This window comes from Rhodospirillaceae bacterium, assembly GCA_040219235.1.
GTDB lineage: Bacteria > Pseudomonadota > Alphaproteobacteria > Rhodospirillales > Rhodospirillaceae > WLXB01.
In genome coordinates, this window is the sequence record JAVJSV010000004.1 from 76,920 (window position 1) to 93,971 (window position 17,052).

Annotated in this window: 16 protein-coding genes; 9 read left to right on the forward strand and 7 right to left on the reverse strand. The window is 52.1% G+C overall.

Annotation, left to right across the window (positions count from 1 at the left end):
* Positions 1–13 precede the first annotated feature (13 nt).
* Positions 14–925: a DUF1838 family protein gene (locus RIC29_01225; protein ID MEQ8733517.1), complete on the forward strand. Its 912-nt coding sequence runs from the start codon at positions 14–16 to the stop codon at positions 923–925.
* Positions 926–948: 23 nt separating this feature from the next.
* Here RIC29_01225 and RIC29_01230 read toward each other — a convergent pair whose 3' ends face one another.
* Both RIC29_01230 and parE read right to left on the reverse strand, forming a co-directional pair.
* Positions 949–1,359 carry a hypothetical protein gene (locus tag RIC29_01230; GenBank protein ID MEQ8733518.1) on the reverse strand — a complete coding sequence of 137 codons (411 nt, stop codon included), beginning with the start codon at positions 1,357–1,359 and terminating at the stop codon, positions 949–951.
* A 45-nt stretch (positions 1,360–1,404) separates the two neighbouring features.
* Positions 1,405–3,390 carry a DNA topoisomerase IV subunit B gene (gene parE / locus RIC29_01235; GenBank protein MEQ8733519.1) on the reverse strand — a complete coding sequence of 662 codons (1,986 nt, stop codon included), beginning with the start codon at positions 3,388–3,390 and terminating at the stop codon, positions 1,405–1,407.
* 92 nt (positions 3,391–3,482) lie between these two features.
* On the opposite strand from parE, the gene RIC29_01240 reads away from it, so the two are divergent.
* Together RIC29_01240 and RIC29_01245 are read left to right on the forward strand one after the other, a co-directional pair.
* A complete protein-coding gene (locus RIC29_01240) occupies positions 3,483–3,884 on the forward strand; it encodes an acyl-CoA thioesterase (GenBank protein MEQ8733520.1) in 402 nt (133 codons plus the stop codon).
* Between the two features lie 21 nt (positions 3,885–3,905).
* A complete protein-coding gene (locus RIC29_01245) occupies positions 3,906–5,462 on the forward strand; it encodes an FAD-binding oxidoreductase (protein MEQ8733521.1) in 1,557 nt (518 codons plus the stop codon).
* A gap of 10 nt (positions 5,463–5,472) precedes the next feature.
* On the opposite strand, the gene RIC29_01250 is transcribed toward RIC29_01245, so the two are convergent.
* Complete coding sequence (locus tag RIC29_01250) at positions 5,473–6,681, reverse strand: GNAT family N-acetyltransferase (GenBank protein ID MEQ8733522.1); 1,209 nt, start codon at positions 6,679–6,681, stop codon at positions 5,473–5,475.
* 40 nt (positions 6,682–6,721) lie between these two features.
* The gene (locus tag RIC29_01255) at positions 6,722–7,189 is read right to left on the reverse strand and encodes a RidA family protein (protein MEQ8733523.1); all 468 of its coding nucleotides are present in this window, start codon (positions 7,187–7,189) and stop codon (positions 6,722–6,724) included.
* A 243-nt stretch (positions 7,190–7,432) separates the two neighbouring features.
* Between RIC29_01255 and serA the strand changes: the two genes are divergently transcribed.
* Both serA and RIC29_01265 read left to right on the forward strand, forming a co-directional pair.
* Positions 7,433–8,668, forward strand: a complete 1,236-nt coding sequence (gene serA / locus RIC29_01260; GenBank protein MEQ8733524.1) for a phosphoglycerate dehydrogenase — start codon at positions 7,433–7,435, stop codon at positions 8,666–8,668.
* Positions 8,669–8,896: 228 nt separating this feature from the next.
* Positions 8,897–9,502: a hypothetical protein gene (locus RIC29_01265; protein MEQ8733525.1), complete on the forward strand. Its 606-nt coding sequence runs from the start codon at positions 8,897–8,899 to the stop codon at positions 9,500–9,502.
* A 20-nt stretch (positions 9,503–9,522) separates the two neighbouring features.
* Here RIC29_01265 and RIC29_01270 read toward each other — a convergent pair whose 3' ends face one another.
* Both RIC29_01270 and RIC29_01275 read right to left on the reverse strand, forming a co-directional pair.
* The gene (locus tag RIC29_01270) at positions 9,523–10,509 is read right to left on the reverse strand and encodes a hypothetical protein (GenBank protein MEQ8733526.1); all 987 of its coding nucleotides are present in this window, start codon (positions 10,507–10,509) and stop codon (positions 9,523–9,525) included.
* A 91-nt stretch (positions 10,510–10,600) separates the two neighbouring features.
* Positions 10,601–14,308, reverse strand: a complete 3,708-nt coding sequence (locus tag RIC29_01275) for a vitamin B12-dependent ribonucleotide reductase (protein ID MEQ8733527.1) — start codon at positions 14,306–14,308, stop codon at positions 10,601–10,603.
* A gap of 394 nt (positions 14,309–14,702) precedes the next feature.
* On the opposite strand from RIC29_01275, the gene RIC29_01280 reads away from it, so the two are divergent.
* The 4 genes from RIC29_01280 (at position 14,703) to RIC29_01295 (ending at position 16,449) form a co-directional block, all read left to right on the forward strand.
* Positions 14,703–15,053 (forward strand): NADH:ubiquinone oxidoreductase subunit NDUFA12, encoded by a 351-nt coding sequence (locus RIC29_01280; protein ID MEQ8733528.1) that lies wholly within the window; start codon positions 14,703–14,705, stop codon positions 15,051–15,053.
* On the forward strand, positions 15,046–15,525 hold the full coding sequence (locus RIC29_01285; GenBank protein ID MEQ8733529.1) for an MlaD family protein: 480 nt from the start codon (positions 15,046–15,048) through the stop codon (positions 15,523–15,525). The genes RIC29_01280 and RIC29_01285 overlap by 8 nt, the downstream gene beginning before the upstream one ends.
* A 2-nt stretch (positions 15,526–15,527) precedes the next feature.
* Complete coding sequence (mlaD, locus tag RIC29_01290; protein ID MEQ8733530.1) at positions 15,528–15,980, forward strand: outer membrane lipid asymmetry maintenance protein MlaD; 453 nt, start codon at positions 15,528–15,530, stop codon at positions 15,978–15,980.
* A 130-nt stretch (positions 15,981–16,110) separates the two neighbouring features.
* Complete coding sequence (locus RIC29_01295) at positions 16,111–16,449, forward strand: DUF2155 domain-containing protein (GenBank protein ID MEQ8733531.1); 339 nt, start codon at positions 16,111–16,113, stop codon at positions 16,447–16,449.
* Here RIC29_01295 and aat read toward each other — a convergent pair.
* Complete coding sequence (gene aat, locus RIC29_01300; protein ID MEQ8733532.1) at positions 16,395–17,051, reverse strand: leucyl/phenylalanyl-tRNA--protein transferase; 657 nt, start codon at positions 17,049–17,051, stop codon at positions 16,395–16,397. The genes RIC29_01295 and aat overlap by 55 nt on opposite strands.
* Position 17,052 lies beyond the last annotated feature (1 nt).

The window sequence follows — 17,052 nt, forward strand, 5'->3', positions numbered from 1 at the left end:
TAGAGGTGTCGTTATGGTTTTATCAGTGAATGGTCTGTCGTCGTTATCCAGACGGAATATTTTAGCAGGGGTAGCTGGTGTTGCTGCGACACACGTCGCACTACAGAGTCGGACGGGCCAAGCGGCGGGGAATTTCGATCCTAAAGACCCAGTACAGGTGCTACGTACCCTACACCGCATGCGCGGCAGTGAAGATGGACGCATTGCCATGGGCTGGCTCAAGGGCCAGCGCTTCGGTGTGGTCGATGCGGAAATCGTACCCTTGATGGGCATGGTAACAGGCACATTCGCGCGTCATAAAGTCTTGGAAGATGGTTCGATTGAACTGACCAGTTTTGAACTGGCTTTTTATACGGATTTCGAAACGGGCAAACTTATTGATACGCTTAAAATTCCCTACACGGGCAAAACCGTTGAAGTGCCTAAACTGAAGCTCGGCCCAAGCAAGTCTGTCGTGAAGCCGGAGTTTTATTCGTTAAGGGAAGTCGGCGGCGAAACCCAGCGCACCGCTTCCGACGATGCCATGCGGCCTACGGGGTCCATGCGATTTGAGCATTGGCTTGGCCCGGTGACGGTTAAAGATGGTCATGTCTGGATTACAGAGGCGTCCAGCGCGAAAGTTGTCCCTGCAGACCCGCAAGCCAGCAGTGTCATTTATAGCGAAGCTGTAACCTACAAAGGCAATGAAGCTGACGTGAACAATCCAGACCTGCCGACGCTTGACTCCACATTAAGTTACACCGGAATCACAAGTTGGCGTCCCTGGATGGAAATGGGAGATCACCCAGGCCACACCACGTCTCATGCGCTCGGAAGTAAGTCATACGATCTGGATGGTTTACCCGATGACTATCGTGAGATGGCTGAAAAGCACTATCCTGAAGCTATTGTCAATCCCGGCGCGATTCTTGATCAGTTAGGATAAGCACGCAACGTCGCGAAGATGGATCACCTGTTTTTCAAGTCACAAACTTGATTGCGGACTTCGACAGTGATCGTGCGGCGCTCGCAGATGCTAACGTCTTCGGTGCAGATCACACCTTTAGCGTTAGAAATCGTTAGCCGTCCGTTGTCGATGCCCCAATCAACAAGGTAATCGCAACCGGGTAAATTTATCGGGAATTTATAGGTGAGATCACCATCAATTCCGATGTCACGCTCCATGAGTTGCCAGCTGTAGTCTCTAAAGACGTAGGAAAAATCCATCGTCACTGTTTCGTTGCGATAGTTTTGCACCAGCATCACGGCTTTATCTTCGCTTTGCGCGTAAGTTGATTGAGTTGGTAACGCACTGAAAAAGAGCATCACCGCAACAGTCGATGCTGAGGGCTTTAAAGCAGTATTCGCGACAGAAGGCATATTGCCACCTCTTTAAGTTGTAAGCACGCGGGGGCCGACTCATGCTTACACATCAAGGTCTGTAACAAACTCCGCGTTGTCTTGAATAAACTGAAAACGCGCTTCAGGCTTTTTACCCATGAGTTGCTCGACCAGATCAGCTGTCGCCTTGGCGTCGCTGTTTGAAGATGCTGTTGTTTCCGGAAGGGTAACGCGCAGCAGACTTCTCCGCGCAGGGTCCATGGTCGTTTCTTTAAGTTGTGCCGGTGGCATTTCTCCAAGTCCCTTAAACCGGCTGACCTCTACCTTCCCACGGCTGTCAAACTCTGTTGCGACGATCCGCTCTCTGTCGGCATCATCCATCGCATAGAAGGTCTTACCTCTTTGGCTTAGGCGATAGAGTGGCGGCATAGCAAGATAAAGGCGTCCTGCCTGAACCAACTCAGGTAACTCTTGGAAAAAGAAGGTCATCAACAAAGCAGCGATATGTGCACCGTCGACATCGGCGTCCGTCATAATCACGACTTTCTCGTACCGTAGTTTGTCGAGATCGAATTTATCCCCTCGGCCACACCCAAGAGCTTCAAAAAGATCCTGAAGTTCTTGATTGCTGCGCAACTTATCTTGTGACGCTGAAGCCACATTGAGAATTTTACCACGCAGGGGCAGGATAGCCTGGGTTTCCCGATTTCTGGCCTGTTTGGCTGAACCACCGGCTGAGTCTCCTTCCACCAAAAACACTTCGGTGCCTTCGGCGGTGGCTCGACTGCAATCAGAGAGTTTGCCGGGCAGCCTTAACCTCTTGGTTGCGCTTTTGCGGACCAGATCTTTTTCTTGCTTACGGCGCAGACGCACATCGGCCCGTGACAGGGCCAATTCAAGAATGTGGGTGGCCGTATCAGGGTCACCTGAAAGCCAGTGTTCAAAGTGATCCTTAAGGATGCTCTCGACCAGTTTGGTCGCAGAGGCCGAGGACAGTTTTTCTTTGGTTTGGCCCTGAAACTGTGGTTCAGGAATAAATACCGACAGCATGCCGCACGCCCCACCAACAACATCTTCGGCGGTGATCGCGCTGATTTTTTTATTACCAGCCATCTCGCCGAAAGACTTAAGGGCCCGGCCAAGGCTGGTTCTAAACCCGGCTTCATGGGTGCCGCCTTCCGGCGTGGGTATCGTATTACAGTAGGAGTTCAGAAAACCGTCTTGGTCTTCCGGCCAGCAAACGGCCCAATCAACGCGACCGGTTTCATCAGAGGTTTCAACCGAGCCTGAGAAGATGCATTCACCAACCAACTCCCGTCCTGCTGTAACAGAGGATAGATAATCCTTGAGGCCTTGGGGGAAGTGTAACTCTACTTTAGCTGGTGTGTCGTCTTTTCCGCGAATTAAGGATTCATCGCAAGACCATTTGATCTTTACGCCTTCAAACAGATAAGCTTTTGAGCGCGCCATTTTATAAATGGTCGCAGGCTTAAAGGCAGCGTCGGCTCCGAAGATGCTCAGGTCTGGTTTGAAACTGATAACCGTGCCGCGCCGGTTGGCGATTTCTTTTAACTTTTTCAGTTTTGACTTTACTTCGCCGCGACTGAAATTTTGAGTCCATAAGGCTTTATCGCGCGCGACTTCGACAGTCATTTCTTCTGATAAAGCGTTGACGACGGACACGCCGACCCCGTGCAGGCCGCCAGAAGTCTTGTACGCTCCGCCGCCAAACTTTCCGCCGGAATGGAGGGTCGTCATGATGACTTCAAGGGCGGATTTGCTGGGAAACTTTGGGTGCGGGTCAACGGGGATGCCGCGGCCATTGTCGCGCACCGTGACTTCGTTGTTTTTACCCAGGTGAACCTCGATACTGGTGGCATGTCCAGCGACCGCTTCATCCATCGCGTTATCAAGAACTTCAGCAACCAGGTGATGCAGGGCTTTTTCGTCGGTGCCACCGATGTACATGCCCGGCCTGCGGCGCACAGGCTCTAGGCCCTCAAGGACTTCAATGTCCTTGGCGGTGTATTTTGATTTCTTAGCGCCGGTCTGTTGGAAAAGGTCTGACATGGGCGCATTATATACAGAGTGATGCAGCCAACAACTGCATAAGGTAGGAATATTCCCCTTTACTTACAATATGTTGTGGAAAAGGTTCCCGCGTGACTGAGCCCATAGACCCCAAAATCCCTCAAGGCGAACTTTCTATTCGCACCGTTGCCATGCCTGCTGATACCAATCCCGCTGGCCATATTTTTGGCGGCTGGGTCTTAAGCCAGATGGATTTGGCGGGCGCGACGCATGCGGCGAGCTATACCGGAACGCGCGTCGTGACCGTCGCCATTGATGGTATGAAGTTTCATAAACCCATCCATATTGGTGATGAGGTCTCTTGTTACACCACAATCACGCGTATGGGGCGGACGTCTGTGGTGCTGCATGTGGAGACCTGGGTGAGGCGGGCCCGCCACGGATCACCGCTGATGGTCACAGCGGGGCTTTTCACCTACGTTGCAATCGACGAAAATGGCGACGCGACGCCCATCACACCAAAGAACGACTAATCCTAAAGAGGACGCTTCATAATGCCTGATACGGCTCATCCCACCAAAGATATTCAATCGATGCTTGCGGCCATTGTGGGTGACGAATACGTCATCACTGAAGAGGCCGAGCGCAGTGTCTACAGTAATGATATCTTTTTCTGGGATGAGTCTGAAACGGCCGATGTTGTGGTGCAGCCAGGTTCTCCGGACGAGGTTGCCCGTCTGGTCACAGCAGCGGCAGATTTGAACCTGTACATTTCCATTCGTGGTGGGGGCATGTCGTACACCAAGGGCTATGTGCCAGCCGAGCAGGGCTGCATGTTGATGGATTTGCGGCGTCTTAACCGTATCCGGGAGATCAACGTGACAGATCGCTATGTCGTGGTTGATGCGGGCTGCACCTGGATCAGCGTTGCTGATGCCTTGAAAGAGCATGGCCTGAAGCTTGATTTTCCTGCGCCGTTTTCCGGTCTTTATTCCACTGTCGGCGGGGCGATGTCCCAGAATGTGCCGTCGACCATGAAAGGCGTGCTCGGCCTAGAAGTTGTGCGCGCCGATGGGGCAAAGGTACGCACCGGCTCCTGGGGACGGGTGAGTCCAGACACGCCGTTCTTCCGCGACTATGGTCCGGATCTCACAGGTTTGTTTCTCGGCGACACCGGATCCTTTGGAATCAAAACCGGGGTGTCGCTGCATATCAGCAAAAAGGTCGGGGTTACGGCCCACGGCTCGTTTGCCTTTGAAACCTATGAAGATATGGCCGAGACAATGATTGAGCTTGGCCCTTATGACTTTGTCACCCGCCGCGTCGGTCTTGATCCCTTCAAAAGTCAGAACGCCGCCAAGGTCGGCTTCAAGGAGGCGATCAAAACCCTCGGCGATGTCACCACCACCGGCTCAAGCCTAGTGTCGGGCCTTATGGATTCCATGAAGATGGCCACCGCCGGAACCAATTTCATGGATGGGGTGAAGTGGTCGCTTCATCTCACGGTCGAGGGCTTGACCCAGGATGCTGCGGAGGCCGGTCTGCAAATCGTCCGCGACATTTGCCTCAAACGCAGCCGCGAGATTGCCAACATCATGCCCCGGGCGATGGAAGCCCGTGGCTTCTCGGTGCGCGGTTTTCTCGGCAAGGATGGCCAGCGCTGGGTGCCGACCAATTCACTGTGGCCGCTGAGCCGCGCCGTTGAAGTGGCCACTGCGGTGCAGGACTTCTTCAACAGCCGCCGCGCCGAAATGGATCAACACGGCATGTGGGAATCCTACATGACCAACTATGGCCAGGGGTACTTCATGTGTGAGCCCAGTTTTTACTGGGTGGATGAAGTGAGCGAACATCACCTGCGCCATCTGCCCGCTGAGGAAGCGAAAAAGTTCAAGTTCATCCCGGCCAACCCGCACGCCCGCGCCTATGCCCAAAAACTCAGGTTTGAGTTGCGTGATTTCTTTCACGACCTTGGCGCGGTGCATGTCCAGTTGGCCAAATTCTATCGCTATCAGGATGCCCTGGCACCGGAAACCGCACGCCTGTTGTCAGATCTGAAAGGTGTGCTTGATCCAGACCGCCGCTTTAACCGCGCCAATCTGGGTCTTTAAAGCAGCCGGATTAAGATATCCGACCGGTGCGCTTAAACGGTCCCATTTCTGTCAGCGTATCGACATCGTCTTCAACGGCGGGCCGTTCTTGTTTAAGGAACTGCGCCACCGCTTGGCGAAAGCCGTCATCTGCAATCCAATGGGCCGAGTAGGTCTTGCGTGGCAAATAACCCCGCTGCAGTTTGTGCGGCCCCTGCGCCCCGGCTTCGACCCAGGCCAAGCCGTGGTCGATGGCGTAGTCGATGGCGCGGTAATAACAGACCTCGAAGTGCAACATGGGATAATTAACGATCGTCCCCCAATTGCGACCATACAAGGTATCACCGCCCAGTAAGTTTAAGGCGCCGCAGACGATGTCTCCGCCTTCTTCACCCATAATCAAAACAACCTGATCTCCCATGCGCTCCGATAAGAGGTTGAAAAATGATCGGGTCATGTAGGCTTGACCCCATTTACGGTCTGAGGTCAGGCGATAAAAGCGATAGAACGCATCCCAGTGACGGGTGGTGATGCCGTCGCCGCTGACAGCGTAAATATCTACCCCGCTGGCGTTGGCCTTTTCGCGCTCTTTGCGGATGTTCTTGCGTTTGCGCGAAGACAAAGCGTTCAGGAAGCCGTCAAAATCGGCGTAGTTCTCATTCTTCCAGTGAAACTGCTGGCCATACCGCTCCAGCAAGCCGGCCTCGGCCATCAGGGCGAAGTCGTCTTCGCCCGGAAACGTGATGTGCAGCGAGGACACATTCAGCCGGTCGGCCACCTCAATCATTCCGGCCAGCAGGGTGCGTTTCAGTGCAACGATGGTCTGTGCCTCAAGACCGGGGCGAGTCATCAGGCGAGGCCCGGTCACGGGCGTAAAGGGCACGGCACATTGAAGCTTGGGGTAATAATGCCCTCCAGCACGCTCGTAGGCGTTGGCCCAACCCCAGTCAAACACATACTCACCATAAGAGTGATCTTTTAAATACATGGCGGCACAGGCCAAGAGAGTTCCGTCAGGAGTCTCCACGGCGACATGCTGGGATTGCCAGCCCGTGTCTGCCGTAACAGACCCGGAATCTTCAAGCGCACTATAGAACGCATGGCGCACGAAAGGGTTACAGTCGGGGACCCGGGCGCACGCATCCCATTGCGCAGCATCAATGTCGTGTATCGATGGCACGATGCGAACGGTCATCGAGTCAAAATCGATGTTGCGGAAGTCTTGTGAAACGTCAGTCATACCCTAAAGTGTCGTGCCAGATATTGTCTTGCGAGTTGTATTAACTAATTTCAACCACGGCCTCGACTTCGACCGGCGCATCAAGGGGCAGGGAGGGGCAGCCAACAGCCGCGCGGGCATGGCGGCCCGCATCGCCAAAGACATCTACCATCAAATCTGATGCGCCGTTGATCACCTTGGGGTGCTCTGTGAAGTCTGGGCCGCCGGCGACAAATCCACCGAGTTTAATAATACGTTTGACCCGGTCTAAGTCGCCGTCACAGGCGGACTTCAGTTGAGCGATGATATTTAAGGCGCTTTGCCGGGCGCAGATCACAGCTTCTCCGACCGAAACATCATCCCCGACTTTTCCGTAAAACAGCAGTTTTCCATCTTTCATCGGCAACTGGCCTGAAATGAAGACCAGAAAGCCAGAAACCGCGAAGGGAACATAGTTTGCAACCGGTGCTGAAGCCTCAGGCAGAGATAACCCAAGCTCAGTCAAGCGGGCTTCAATACCACTGCTCATTACGATTGTACTCCTGGGGCACGGTTTATGACGTGAGTGCAAATCTGGATCATTGGTTTTGGGGCTCCAAGCTGCAATTGAAATGTGCTAACTCACAGACAGCACAGGTTAAGTATGATCAAGATATACAAGTTATGGGCGGATCGGGAGTGCAAAAGTCACGGTAATCCGTGATAAACCAACAAATAGAAGGGTTTCCTGGGCCGTCAAGGCACCGGACTCGCAAGGCAAGGTCGCAGTGTTATGAATAAGCTTTCTCTCCCGAAAGACAGAATAAAAGTTCTTCTTCTTGAGAATGTCCATGAGAACGCAGTGGCTCTTTTCCAGCGCCATGGCTACGAGTACATTGAGCAGCATAAGGGGGCTTTGGATGAAGAGGACCTGATTGAGAAAATAGCTGATGCCCATATGGTCGGCATTCGGTCTCGCACGCAGATTACGGAACGGGTGCTAAAGGCCGCAGAGAAGCTCATGGCCATTGGTTGCTTTTGTATTGGCACCAATCAGGTGGACACCACTGCGGCTAAGATGCGCGGTATTCCTGTTTTTAACGCCCCTTATTCTAACACCCGGTCTGTTGCCGAACTGGTGCTGGCCGAAGCCATTATGTTGTTGCGCGGTATTCCTGAAAAATCTGCGTTGGCCCATGAAGGGGGGTGGCTTAAGTCGGCTGAAGGGTCTTACGAATTACGTGGCAAAATTCTAGGCATTGTTGGCTATGGCCATATCGGAACACAATTGTCCGTGATGGCCGAGGCGCTTGGCATGCGGGTGGTGTTCTATGACATCGTTGAGAAACTGGCACTCGGCAATGCCACAGCGGTGAGGGACTTGACTGAGCTACTGGAGCAGTCTGATGTGGTATCGCTGCATGTACCCGCCACAGAATTAACGGCAGGTATGATTCATGAACAGTGCTTGATGTCGATGAAGAAAGGCGCACATTTAATTAACGCCTCGCGCGGGAACGTGGTCGATATTGATGCCCTGACGAAATATTTGAAAAATGGTCACCTTGCCGGTGCCGCCATCGACGTTTTTCCCAAAGAACCCGCCACACCAGATGAAGAGTTCATGAGCCCCCTGCGGGGTCTTAAGAATGTCATTCTGACGCCTCATATCGGGGGAAGTACGCTCGAGGCCCAAGCCAACATCGGCACAGAGGTGGCCGATAAGCTGGTAAAGTATTCTGACAACGGCTCAACGCTCGGCGCGGTGAACTTTGTTGAAGTCGCGCTGCCGCCCCAAAAGGATGCCGTGCGTTTCATGCATATTCACCGCGATGTGCCCGGTGTTCTGTCAAAAATCAACAACGTCTTTTCCAGCCGGAATATCAATATCGCTGGGCAGTATCTCAGAACCGATGGTCAAATCGGCTATGTGGTCACGGATGTGCTTGGCGACGTCGCTGTGGGTATGGGCATACGCCAGGATGTCGAGGCCATTGAAGGCACCGTGCGCAGCAGGTTTTTATACTAGCGCAGAAGGTTTCCTGTCCTGAGAGGTCTGCGTAGTCTTGCGGCGACCCTATTCTGCTTGTCGTGCAACGGATTTTTTTAGTTTTGACCTGAAACAAAAATGTCATTTTTTCAACACCTTAGGCATTTTTTCGCGTATTAAGCGCATATGTCTGAGTTTAAAACATCACGCGCACGCGGATCAGTTTCGCGGTCACGCGGAATTGCCATGCCGCAGTTGCAGCGGTGGATGCGGTCACATACAAAACGCCGCCGTACCGCAGGCGAGAATATACGTGCTTTGCTTCTAGGGTGTTTTTTAGTCAGTGGCCTGTTTGGCCTGACGACTTATTGGGTTGGCCTCTCAGTTGAAGAACAACGCGCAGACATGAGCGATCAGTTCGATTTTATTAAGGCCACAGTTCTGGCCCACGCGATGTCTACAGCAATGCAGGAAAACGGCTTACCCCGTTTGCCCTGTCCAGACCTGACCGGTAATGGTGTTGCAGAATACAGTTGCGGCCCAGGCGAATTAGAGGGCTATGTTCCTTGGAAAACGCTCGGCCTGGATGCTGAGGAGACGATCAACGCTTGGGGCATCCCTGTCACTTACAAAATTGACCGCCCAAATGCCCATACCTGTGCTGGCCGGTTGCCAAGGTCCGGGAACTTGATCCTGACGCGTCAATTTGATGGGCAAGTCATGCGTTCAACAGTCAACGCGGTCTTCGTCTTGCAAAGCTTTAAGCCAAAAGCCCGTGGGAAAAGCAGTCTCACATATATCGATGCTGGAACGGGGAGCTTGTTTCTCGGGCTATGCCAGAACGCAGACACAATGCGATCTGTAAGTTTTTGAGTTAAAAACTCTGAATTGCTCTAAGCACAGGCATCTAGAATTGGCGGTGTTGGTGTTCCGGTACTCTCAGGCACCGGAAAATTAATGCCAAGGATGTGACGCCACTCCAAAGCGGCTTTTATCTTATCCGTTGCCGCTGTTTGTTCCGCCAGTGTAATCCGCCAATACGCTGCCTTGGCATTGCCATGCCAAGAGTCATCTAAATCAAGGTTTGTTATCGCTCCAGGAGCTGTAATGCGGCCCGTGGGTTTTGATCGGGCCCACGCGAGGAAGGCTTTGAAGGAATCAGCCAAGGTGGTGCAGCGTTTTTGAGTTGCAAGAAATTCCTGAACGAGGATCTCTAACGTCAAAGAGTCTATTGGTGTTTGGGTATGATCGCGCCACGCTTTGAGCACAGTCAGTAACCGTCTCGTTTGCCCGGTATTGAGGCTATCACTCAAACGCAGTGTTGCAGCTTCAGAGACTGGATTTGTAATGCGCCAGCCGGATGCGCGTTGCATGGTTGTTGGACCGGGAATTTTAAACCCATTTCCTTGCTCAAGAGCTGGAATGATCCGAACACTCCGATCCGACATTGTAATTGTAACACCAAGGTCGGCTGCCGTTATAACACTGGCCTCATATTGGTCAGCCAATCCAGCGTGCAGGACTTTAAGCGCATCTGCTGTGCGGCTTACCCTCAGTTTTGAAGGGAGGAGGTAGAGTACATCAACGCAGGTGACAGGTGACAGGGCTGTGCGTTTTCCAACACTGCCGACCACCAGAGAATCTCCAGTCACACTTCCTGCCATGCGCAGTGGATAGAGTGCGCGGCGCAGGGTGTGAACGACATCTTCTGCCTGTAAGCGGCAGTTGGCATAGGTTTGGGGGGTGGGAATCATCACACGTAAAAAGCCGTTGAACAGCTCGTTCAGCCAAGCCTTGTCAGAATCCTGGCGGGCAATTGAACTAATCGGAGCCAGCGGGTCAGCAAGGGCTCTATGCGAAAGAGAAGAGGGAAACGTCATTGCCCGCTGATCCTTATGGTAAGCCGGTGAGCATTTAACACGCCTTGGAACCCCTTGCGTCACTATACTCTTAGTTCCTTATCCCATAGACCTAAGAGCAGCCGTTTGTTGCGCCGCAGGTGTTGCACTTCATGCAGGTGCCGTTACGCACTAAAGTGAAGTTACCACACTCTCCGCAGGCATCTCCTTCGTAACCCTGCATTTTTGCCTTAGTGACGGCCGCCATTTTATCACTATTGGCTGAAGATGGCGGCGGGCCTGCCATCACCGACGCTCTGCTTTCTCGGGCATCGGTTTGTCCAGAACTCCCAGTTCCCATATGCGATGATGCACCTACAGCCGTATCAAGGGTCATAATGGTTTCTGTTGTGGTAACGCTTTCCACTTTGTCTTTGCGCTGGTCGCCTGGGTTCAGGAAATACAGATTGCTCGAACGGATATAGCCTTGCGATACTGTCCGTTCTGCCATCTCCAGTAGTTTTTCTGCTGCTTCACCTTCGCCCATGGCATCTGGTTTAATATCCGCATGCTCTACATGCCCGAGTTCGTAACGTCCCAAATAAGAGACAGCAAGTTCGCGGAAGATGTAATCAAGAATCGACGTAGCCATTTTGATGGAGCTGTTGCCCTCGACCATGCCTGCCGGCTCGAACCGGGTGAAAGTAAAGGCATCAACGTATTCTTCGAGTGGGACGCCGTATTGCAGACCGATTGAGATGGCGATTGCAAAATTGTTCATGAGACTGCGGAACGCAGCCCCTTCTTTATGCATGTCGATGAAGATCTCGCCGATGTTGCCATCGTCATATTCACCCGTTCGCAGATAGACTTTATGGCCACCGACCAACGCCTTTTGCGTATAACCTTTGCGGCGGTCAGGCAGTTTTAGACGCTCTCTGGCAACCACCCGCTCTACAATGCGCTCCGCAATAATTTCAGCGCGGGCAGGGGCTGACTGTGCGGCAACATCTTCAATCCTTGAGGCTGTGTCGTCTTCATCGTCACCCACCTCATCAAAGACAGCGGAGGCAAGGGGTTGCGAGAGTTTAGAGCCGTCACGATAGAGCGCGTTGGCTTTAAGACCAAGCTGCCAGGATTGAATGTAAGCATTGCGGCAGTCGTCTATGCTTGCTGTATTTGGCATATTGATGGTTTTAGAGATCGCACCTGAAATGAAGGGCTGTGCGGCGGCCATCATCCCGATGTGGCTTGCCGCAGACAGAAAACGTGTGCCGGTTCGCCCACAAGGATTGGCGCAATCAAAGACCGGAAGGTGTTCATCCTTCAATCCGGGTGCCCCTTCAAGGGTCATGGCACCACAGGCATAAATGTTGGCCGCTTCAATCTCTTCTGTCTTGAACCCTAGAGCTAGGAGCATATTAAAATCAAGACGGTTCAAGTCTTCTGCGTCTAACCCTAACCGCTCTGTGCAGAACTCTTCGCCAAGTGTGTATTTGTTGAAGACAAACTTAATGTCGAAAGCATTTGCCAGCGCGTCCTCAACAGCCGCAAGTGCATCGCCGTCAAAGCCGCGGTCCATCAGGGATTTGTGGTTTACGCCTGGGGCATCTTCCAAACTGGCGTGACCAACGGCGTATGCCTGAATCTCTTGAATCTGAGTATCTGTGTAGCCCAGGGTTTGAAGCGAAAGCGGGACGATGCGGTTCATGATTTTGAAGTAGCCGCCACCTGCAAGCTTTTTAAATTTCACCAGGGCAAAATCGGGTTCAATGCCCGTCGTGTCGCAGTCCATCACAAGGCCGATGGTGCCCGTAGGCGCAATGACAGACACTTGTGCATTGCGGAAGCCATGTTCATTGCCGGTTTCAAGTGCTGAGTCCCAGGCTTTTTTAGCTGCAGAAGTGATGTCAGCGTTGGGACAGTCTGCACCATTCAGGGGAACGGGCCGAATACTCAGGCCCTCGTATCCATCTTGATGGCCATAGGCGGCCCGCCGATGATTACGGATAACCCGCAGCATGTCGGCTTTGTTGGTTTCATATCCGGGAAAGGCACCAAGTTCTTCCGCCATTTCGGCCGATGTTGCATAGGACACTCCGGTCATAAGGGCTGTGATCGCGCCGCAGAGGGCTCGGCCCTCATTGCTGTCGTAGGCAATGCCATTTGCCATCAACAACCCGCCGATGTTTGCGTAACCCAAACCTAACGTGCGGAACTGATAAGACCGCTTGGCGATTTCCTTAGAGGGAAACTGCGCCATGAGGACCGAGATCTCGAGGCTGATGGTCCAAAGGCGTGTGGCGTGCGCAAAGCCATCGACATCGAAGCCGTTCCCATTCTGTCGGAATGTCAGCAGGTTCAGGGAAGCAAGGTTGCAGGCGGTATCATCGAGGAACATGTACTCGGAACAGGGGTTTGAGCCATTAATCCGTCCTGAGTTGGGGCATGTGTGCCACTCGTTAACTGTTGTATCGAATTGTAAACCCGGATCAGCACACTGCCAGGCGGCTTCAGCGATGCGGTCCCATAATTCTGCGGCGTCAACAGTCTTTGCGATGCTGCCGTCACTTCTGTTTGTGAGGTTCCAGGGTTTGCCGCTCTGCGCCGCTTCTAAGAAAGCATTGGTAACCCGAACGCTGTTGTTTGAATTTTGTCCGGAAACCGTGAGGTAGGCTTCAGAGTCCCAGTCCGTGTCATAGGTCTCGAATTCGATCTCCGCGTACCCTTGCCGGGCAAACTGGATGGCGCGCTGTAGCGCATTGTCCGGCAACATGGCTTTGCGGGCTGCTCTGACAGTTTTTTTGAGGGCGTCGTTTTTGGCGACATCAAAGCGGCTCTCGCCATCGACCCCATCCCAGTTGCGACAGGCTTGGAGGATGGCATTGAGATGAAACTGGCATTGCTTTGATCCCGTGACCAAAGCAGCAACCTTTTGTTCTTCTTTGACCTTCCAGGTAATGAAAGATTCAATATCGGGGTGATCAACATCTACGATCACCATTTTTGCAGCGCGGCGGGTTGTGCCACCTGATTTGATAGCGCCTGCGGCACGATCTCCGATCTTAAGGAAACTCATCAATCCTGATGATTGTCCGCCGCCCGAGAGTTTTTCTCCTGCACCGCGAACGGCCGAGAAGTTTGTTCCAGTCCCGGAGCCATATTTGAACAGGCGGGCCTCTCGCGTCCACAGGTCCATAATTCCACCGTCATTGACCAGATTGTCGCCAACGGACTGGATGAAGCAGGCATGGGGTTGTGGGTGTTCGTAGGCACCAGTCGACTTGGTCAAGCGGCCCGTTTCAAAGTCGACATAAAAGTGGCCCTGTGCCGGACCGTCGATGCCGTAGGCCCAATGCAGGCCGGTGTTAAACCACTGTGGTGAATTCGGCGCTGACATCTGTTTGCATAGCATGTAGCGCATTTCATCGAAATAAGCTTCGGCGTCTGCGTCGCTGTCGAAATAACCACCTTTCCAACCCCAATAGGCCCAAGTGCCAGCAAGGCGGTCGAAGACCTGGCGGGCATCTGTTTCTCCACCGTATCGATGTGTGGTTTTTAAACGGGTGAGGGCCTTTTCATCTGCTTCTTGGCGCCAGAGGAATTTGGGAACGTCGGCTTCTTCGACGGATTTAAGGCGCGCCGGAATACCGGCCTTGCGGAAGTATTTTTGAGCCAGGACATCGCAGGCCACCTGAGACCATTCCTCAGGGACCATAATGGCGTCCTGGGAAAAAACCACAGATCCGTCAGGGTTTTTGATCTCGCTCTTGATCGTTCGAAACGGGATGTTCTTGTAGGGTGAGGTGCCAGCCGTTGTAAACCTGCGTGTAATCCGCATGTCAAATCCCTCTTTGGCCGTTTCGGCCTCAAACTATGTTCTCTGCCGCCTCAACCGGGCGCAGAATCAAAAAAATCCGCACCATATTCTGGTCCGTCGCGACACATCTGCGATTCAAGCAAACCCCTCAGCCCATCGCGCTGGAAATCAACACATAATCAATATGTAGTAGGCTAAAATCCAGCACACACAAGTTACGCCTTGAGGGCCGATCGTTCAACAATATTTTGTGCTTAAGGGCTGAAAAACAACAATATTTCGCTATATATTGTTGTTCTGGGGCTCACACTCCAGTGATCCATTACCAGCCATTTCTATGGTTCACAGTGCTGGACGACACGTCGGAAAACGGCCATATTCCTGGCCTGTTTCGTATCTCAGGAAAGACCCCGTTATGACTTTAGGCACTAGGCTTTACACCAAATTCAGGGGGCAAAAGGTCGGTGAAGACGATCTGGGTAATACCTATTACCGCTCGAATAAAAAGCGGGCTGGTAACCGGGAAGAGCGTTGGGTGATTTTTGCCGGTGATGCTGAGGCCTCTAAAGTCCCGGCAGAGTGGCATGCCTGGCTGCACCACACCACTGATGAGCCGATTCAGGGTCCTAAGAAGTCCTGGCAGCGGCCTCATCTAGAAAATGTGACAGGCACAGAAACCGCCTACCTTCCCCCCGGACATGATCGTAAAGGGGGCGAGCGTGCCAAGGCGACCGGGGATTATGAAGCCTGGACCCCAGATGGTTGATCTGAACCGCAAAGAAGTATCGGTAGGAGCCGTCACTCTTATTTTAGTCTTAGGTATCCTATCTTTGCTTGTCTCTGGTGCACCGGAATCTCAGACTCCTCAAAGCACCGGGCTCAGGCTAACTGCCGAATTTAATCGCATCGATGGTCTTAGCGTTGATAGTCCGATTAGGATGGCTGGAATTGATGTCGGTCGCGTAAGCCAACTCAAGCTTGGAAATGATAAGCAAGCGATGGTGTCGATTGAGATATTTGATCCGAGTTTAGCTATTCCATCGGATACTGCAGCTGTCATTGAAACCGACGGTATTTTTGGCGAAAAATACATTGAACTTCACCCCGGCGGTGAGCTTGAGTCGCTCAAATCAGGGCAAAAGGTTGCGTACACTCAGGACTCGGTTGTCCTAGAGACGCTGCTTAATCAGGTTGTTGCCCGGGCAAAAACTAACCGCCGCAAAGAGAGTGAGGAGTAAGAATGAAGCGGAACCCCATTGAAACAGTTCTTGGTGCTGTGGTGCTTTTCGTTGCAGCGATTTTTTTGTTTTTTGCCTATTCCACAGCACAAGTTGCGACGCGCGATGGTTATGAGGTTGAAGCGACGTTCTTGAAGGTTGGCGGTTTGCAGGTTGGCAGTGATGTTCGGATCAGTGGGATTAATGTTGGCACTGTGGCCTCTCAATCACTTGACCAACAAACATATGAGGCCCGTGTGAAACTTGTGATTGATCCAACAGTATCTCTGCCAAATGATACCGTTGCCTCAATCGTTGGTGATGGGCTGTTGGGCGGTAAATATGTTGATCTCAGACCCGGAAAATCTGCGGATAATCTGGAAGATGGCGGAGTTATAGAAAATAGTCAGGATTTTCAGTCGCTTGAGGATTTAGTTGGGGAGATCATTTTCCTGGCGACAGGAGGCGACTCATGATGCCTATGTGTGCCTTTCTATCGACATGTTGCTGTGTAAGCTTGATGGTTGTTCATATCGATAGATCTTAAGGCGCTTGGTCTTGTTTCTCCGTTTTTCATTTTTCATTTTTATTTTATTGTTTCCAGGAATGGTTAGCGCGACCTACTTACCAACGGATACAGCTGTTTTACGTTGGTTGGATAAAGTCACTGGCCGGGTGAGCACACTAGAAGCCTGGGTTGGTGATGTTGTTCCGATTGGGACAATTTCGATCGAAATTCAGACATGTATGACTCGGCCGCCGGAGGAGACTCCTGAGAGCGCCGCTTTCTTGACAATCAACGATGAGAAATCCGATGGCTCGGTCGTACAAGTGTTTTCAGGCTGGATGTTTGCGTCTAGCCCGGCTTTATCCGCGATGGATCATGCTGTCTACGATGTATGGGTCTTGGACTGCGAGAATAGAAGGCGTTCAATTTCAGACTGATCCGGAATTGGACCAAATCGCGCCATTTTCTTTAGGGCAGCGCCAAGTTGTTGCATGTAATCTTCGTGCGAGATTTCAATAGCGCCAAACTGTTTAAGATGCTCGGTAATGAATTGGGTGTCTAGCAACAGGTATCCGCCAGTTTTCATTAGCGCGACAAGATAGCAAAGCGCAATTTTTGACGCATTATCCCTTCGAGTGAACATGCTTTCACCAAAGAACACTGCCCCCATTGTCAGCCCATACAATCCCCCGACAAGTTCGTCGTCATCCCAAACTTCAACGCTATGGGCAAGGCCAGCTTCGAAAAGATCGGAGAATAATTCTACAATTTTCTGATTGATCCACGTGTCTTCTCTGTCAGAACTGGATTCTGCACAACCGGATATAACTTCATCGAACGCAGTATCTATTCTAACCGTGAATGCAGAGCGCCTAAGAGCTTTGCGTAAAGATTTCGGAATGTGGAAGTCAACTAACGGTATTATGCCGCGTTCTTTGGGTTGCACCCAATATACATCTTGATCATGGCGAGACTTGGCCATTGGAAAAACTCCAAAAGCATAAGCTTTAAGCAGCAATTCTGGGGTGATTTGTGTCACC

Coding starts and splice junctions, on each gene's coding strand:
- RIC29_01225 (MEQ8733517.1), top strand. CDS start 14: ATGGTTTTATCAGTGAATGGTCTGTCGTCGTTATCCAGACGGAATATT.
- RIC29_01230 (MEQ8733518.1), bottom strand. CDS start 1,359: ATGCCTTCTGTCGCGAATACTGCTTTAAAGCCCTCAGCATCGACTGTT.
- parE (MEQ8733519.1), bottom strand. CDS start 3,390: ATGTCAGACCTTTTCCAACAGACCGGCGCTAAGAAATCAAAATACACC.
- RIC29_01245 (MEQ8733521.1), top strand. CDS start 3,906: ATGCCTGATACGGCTCATCCCACCAAAGATATTCAATCGATGCTTGCG.
- RIC29_01250 (MEQ8733522.1), bottom strand. CDS start 6,681: ATGACTGACGTTTCACAAGACTTCCGCAACATCGATTTTGACTCGATG.
- RIC29_01255 (MEQ8733523.1), bottom strand. CDS start 7,189: ATGAGCAGTGGTATTGAAGCCCGCTTGACTGAGCTTGGGTTATCTCTG.
- serA (MEQ8733524.1), top strand. CDS start 7,433: ATGAATAAGCTTTCTCTCCCGAAAGACAGAATAAAAGTTCTTCTTCTT.
- RIC29_01265 (MEQ8733525.1), top strand. CDS start 8,897: ATGCGGTCACATACAAAACGCCGCCGTACCGCAGGCGAGAATATACGT.
- RIC29_01270 (MEQ8733526.1), bottom strand. CDS start 10,509: ATGACGTTTCCCTCTTCTCTTTCGCATAGAGCCCTTGCTGACCCGCTG.
- RIC29_01275 (MEQ8733527.1), bottom strand. CDS start 14,308: ATGCGGATTACACGCAGGTTTACAACGGCTGGCACCTCACCCTACAAG.
- RIC29_01280 (MEQ8733528.1), top strand. CDS start 14,703: ATGACTTTAGGCACTAGGCTTTACACCAAATTCAGGGGGCAAAAGGTC.
- RIC29_01285 (MEQ8733529.1), top strand. CDS start 15,046: ATGGTTGATCTGAACCGCAAAGAAGTATCGGTAGGAGCCGTCACTCTT.
- mlaD (MEQ8733530.1), top strand. CDS start 15,528: ATGAAGCGGAACCCCATTGAAACAGTTCTTGGTGCTGTGGTGCTTTTC.
- RIC29_01295 (MEQ8733531.1), top strand. CDS start 16,111: ATGGTTAGCGCGACCTACTTACCAACGGATACAGCTGTTTTACGTTGG.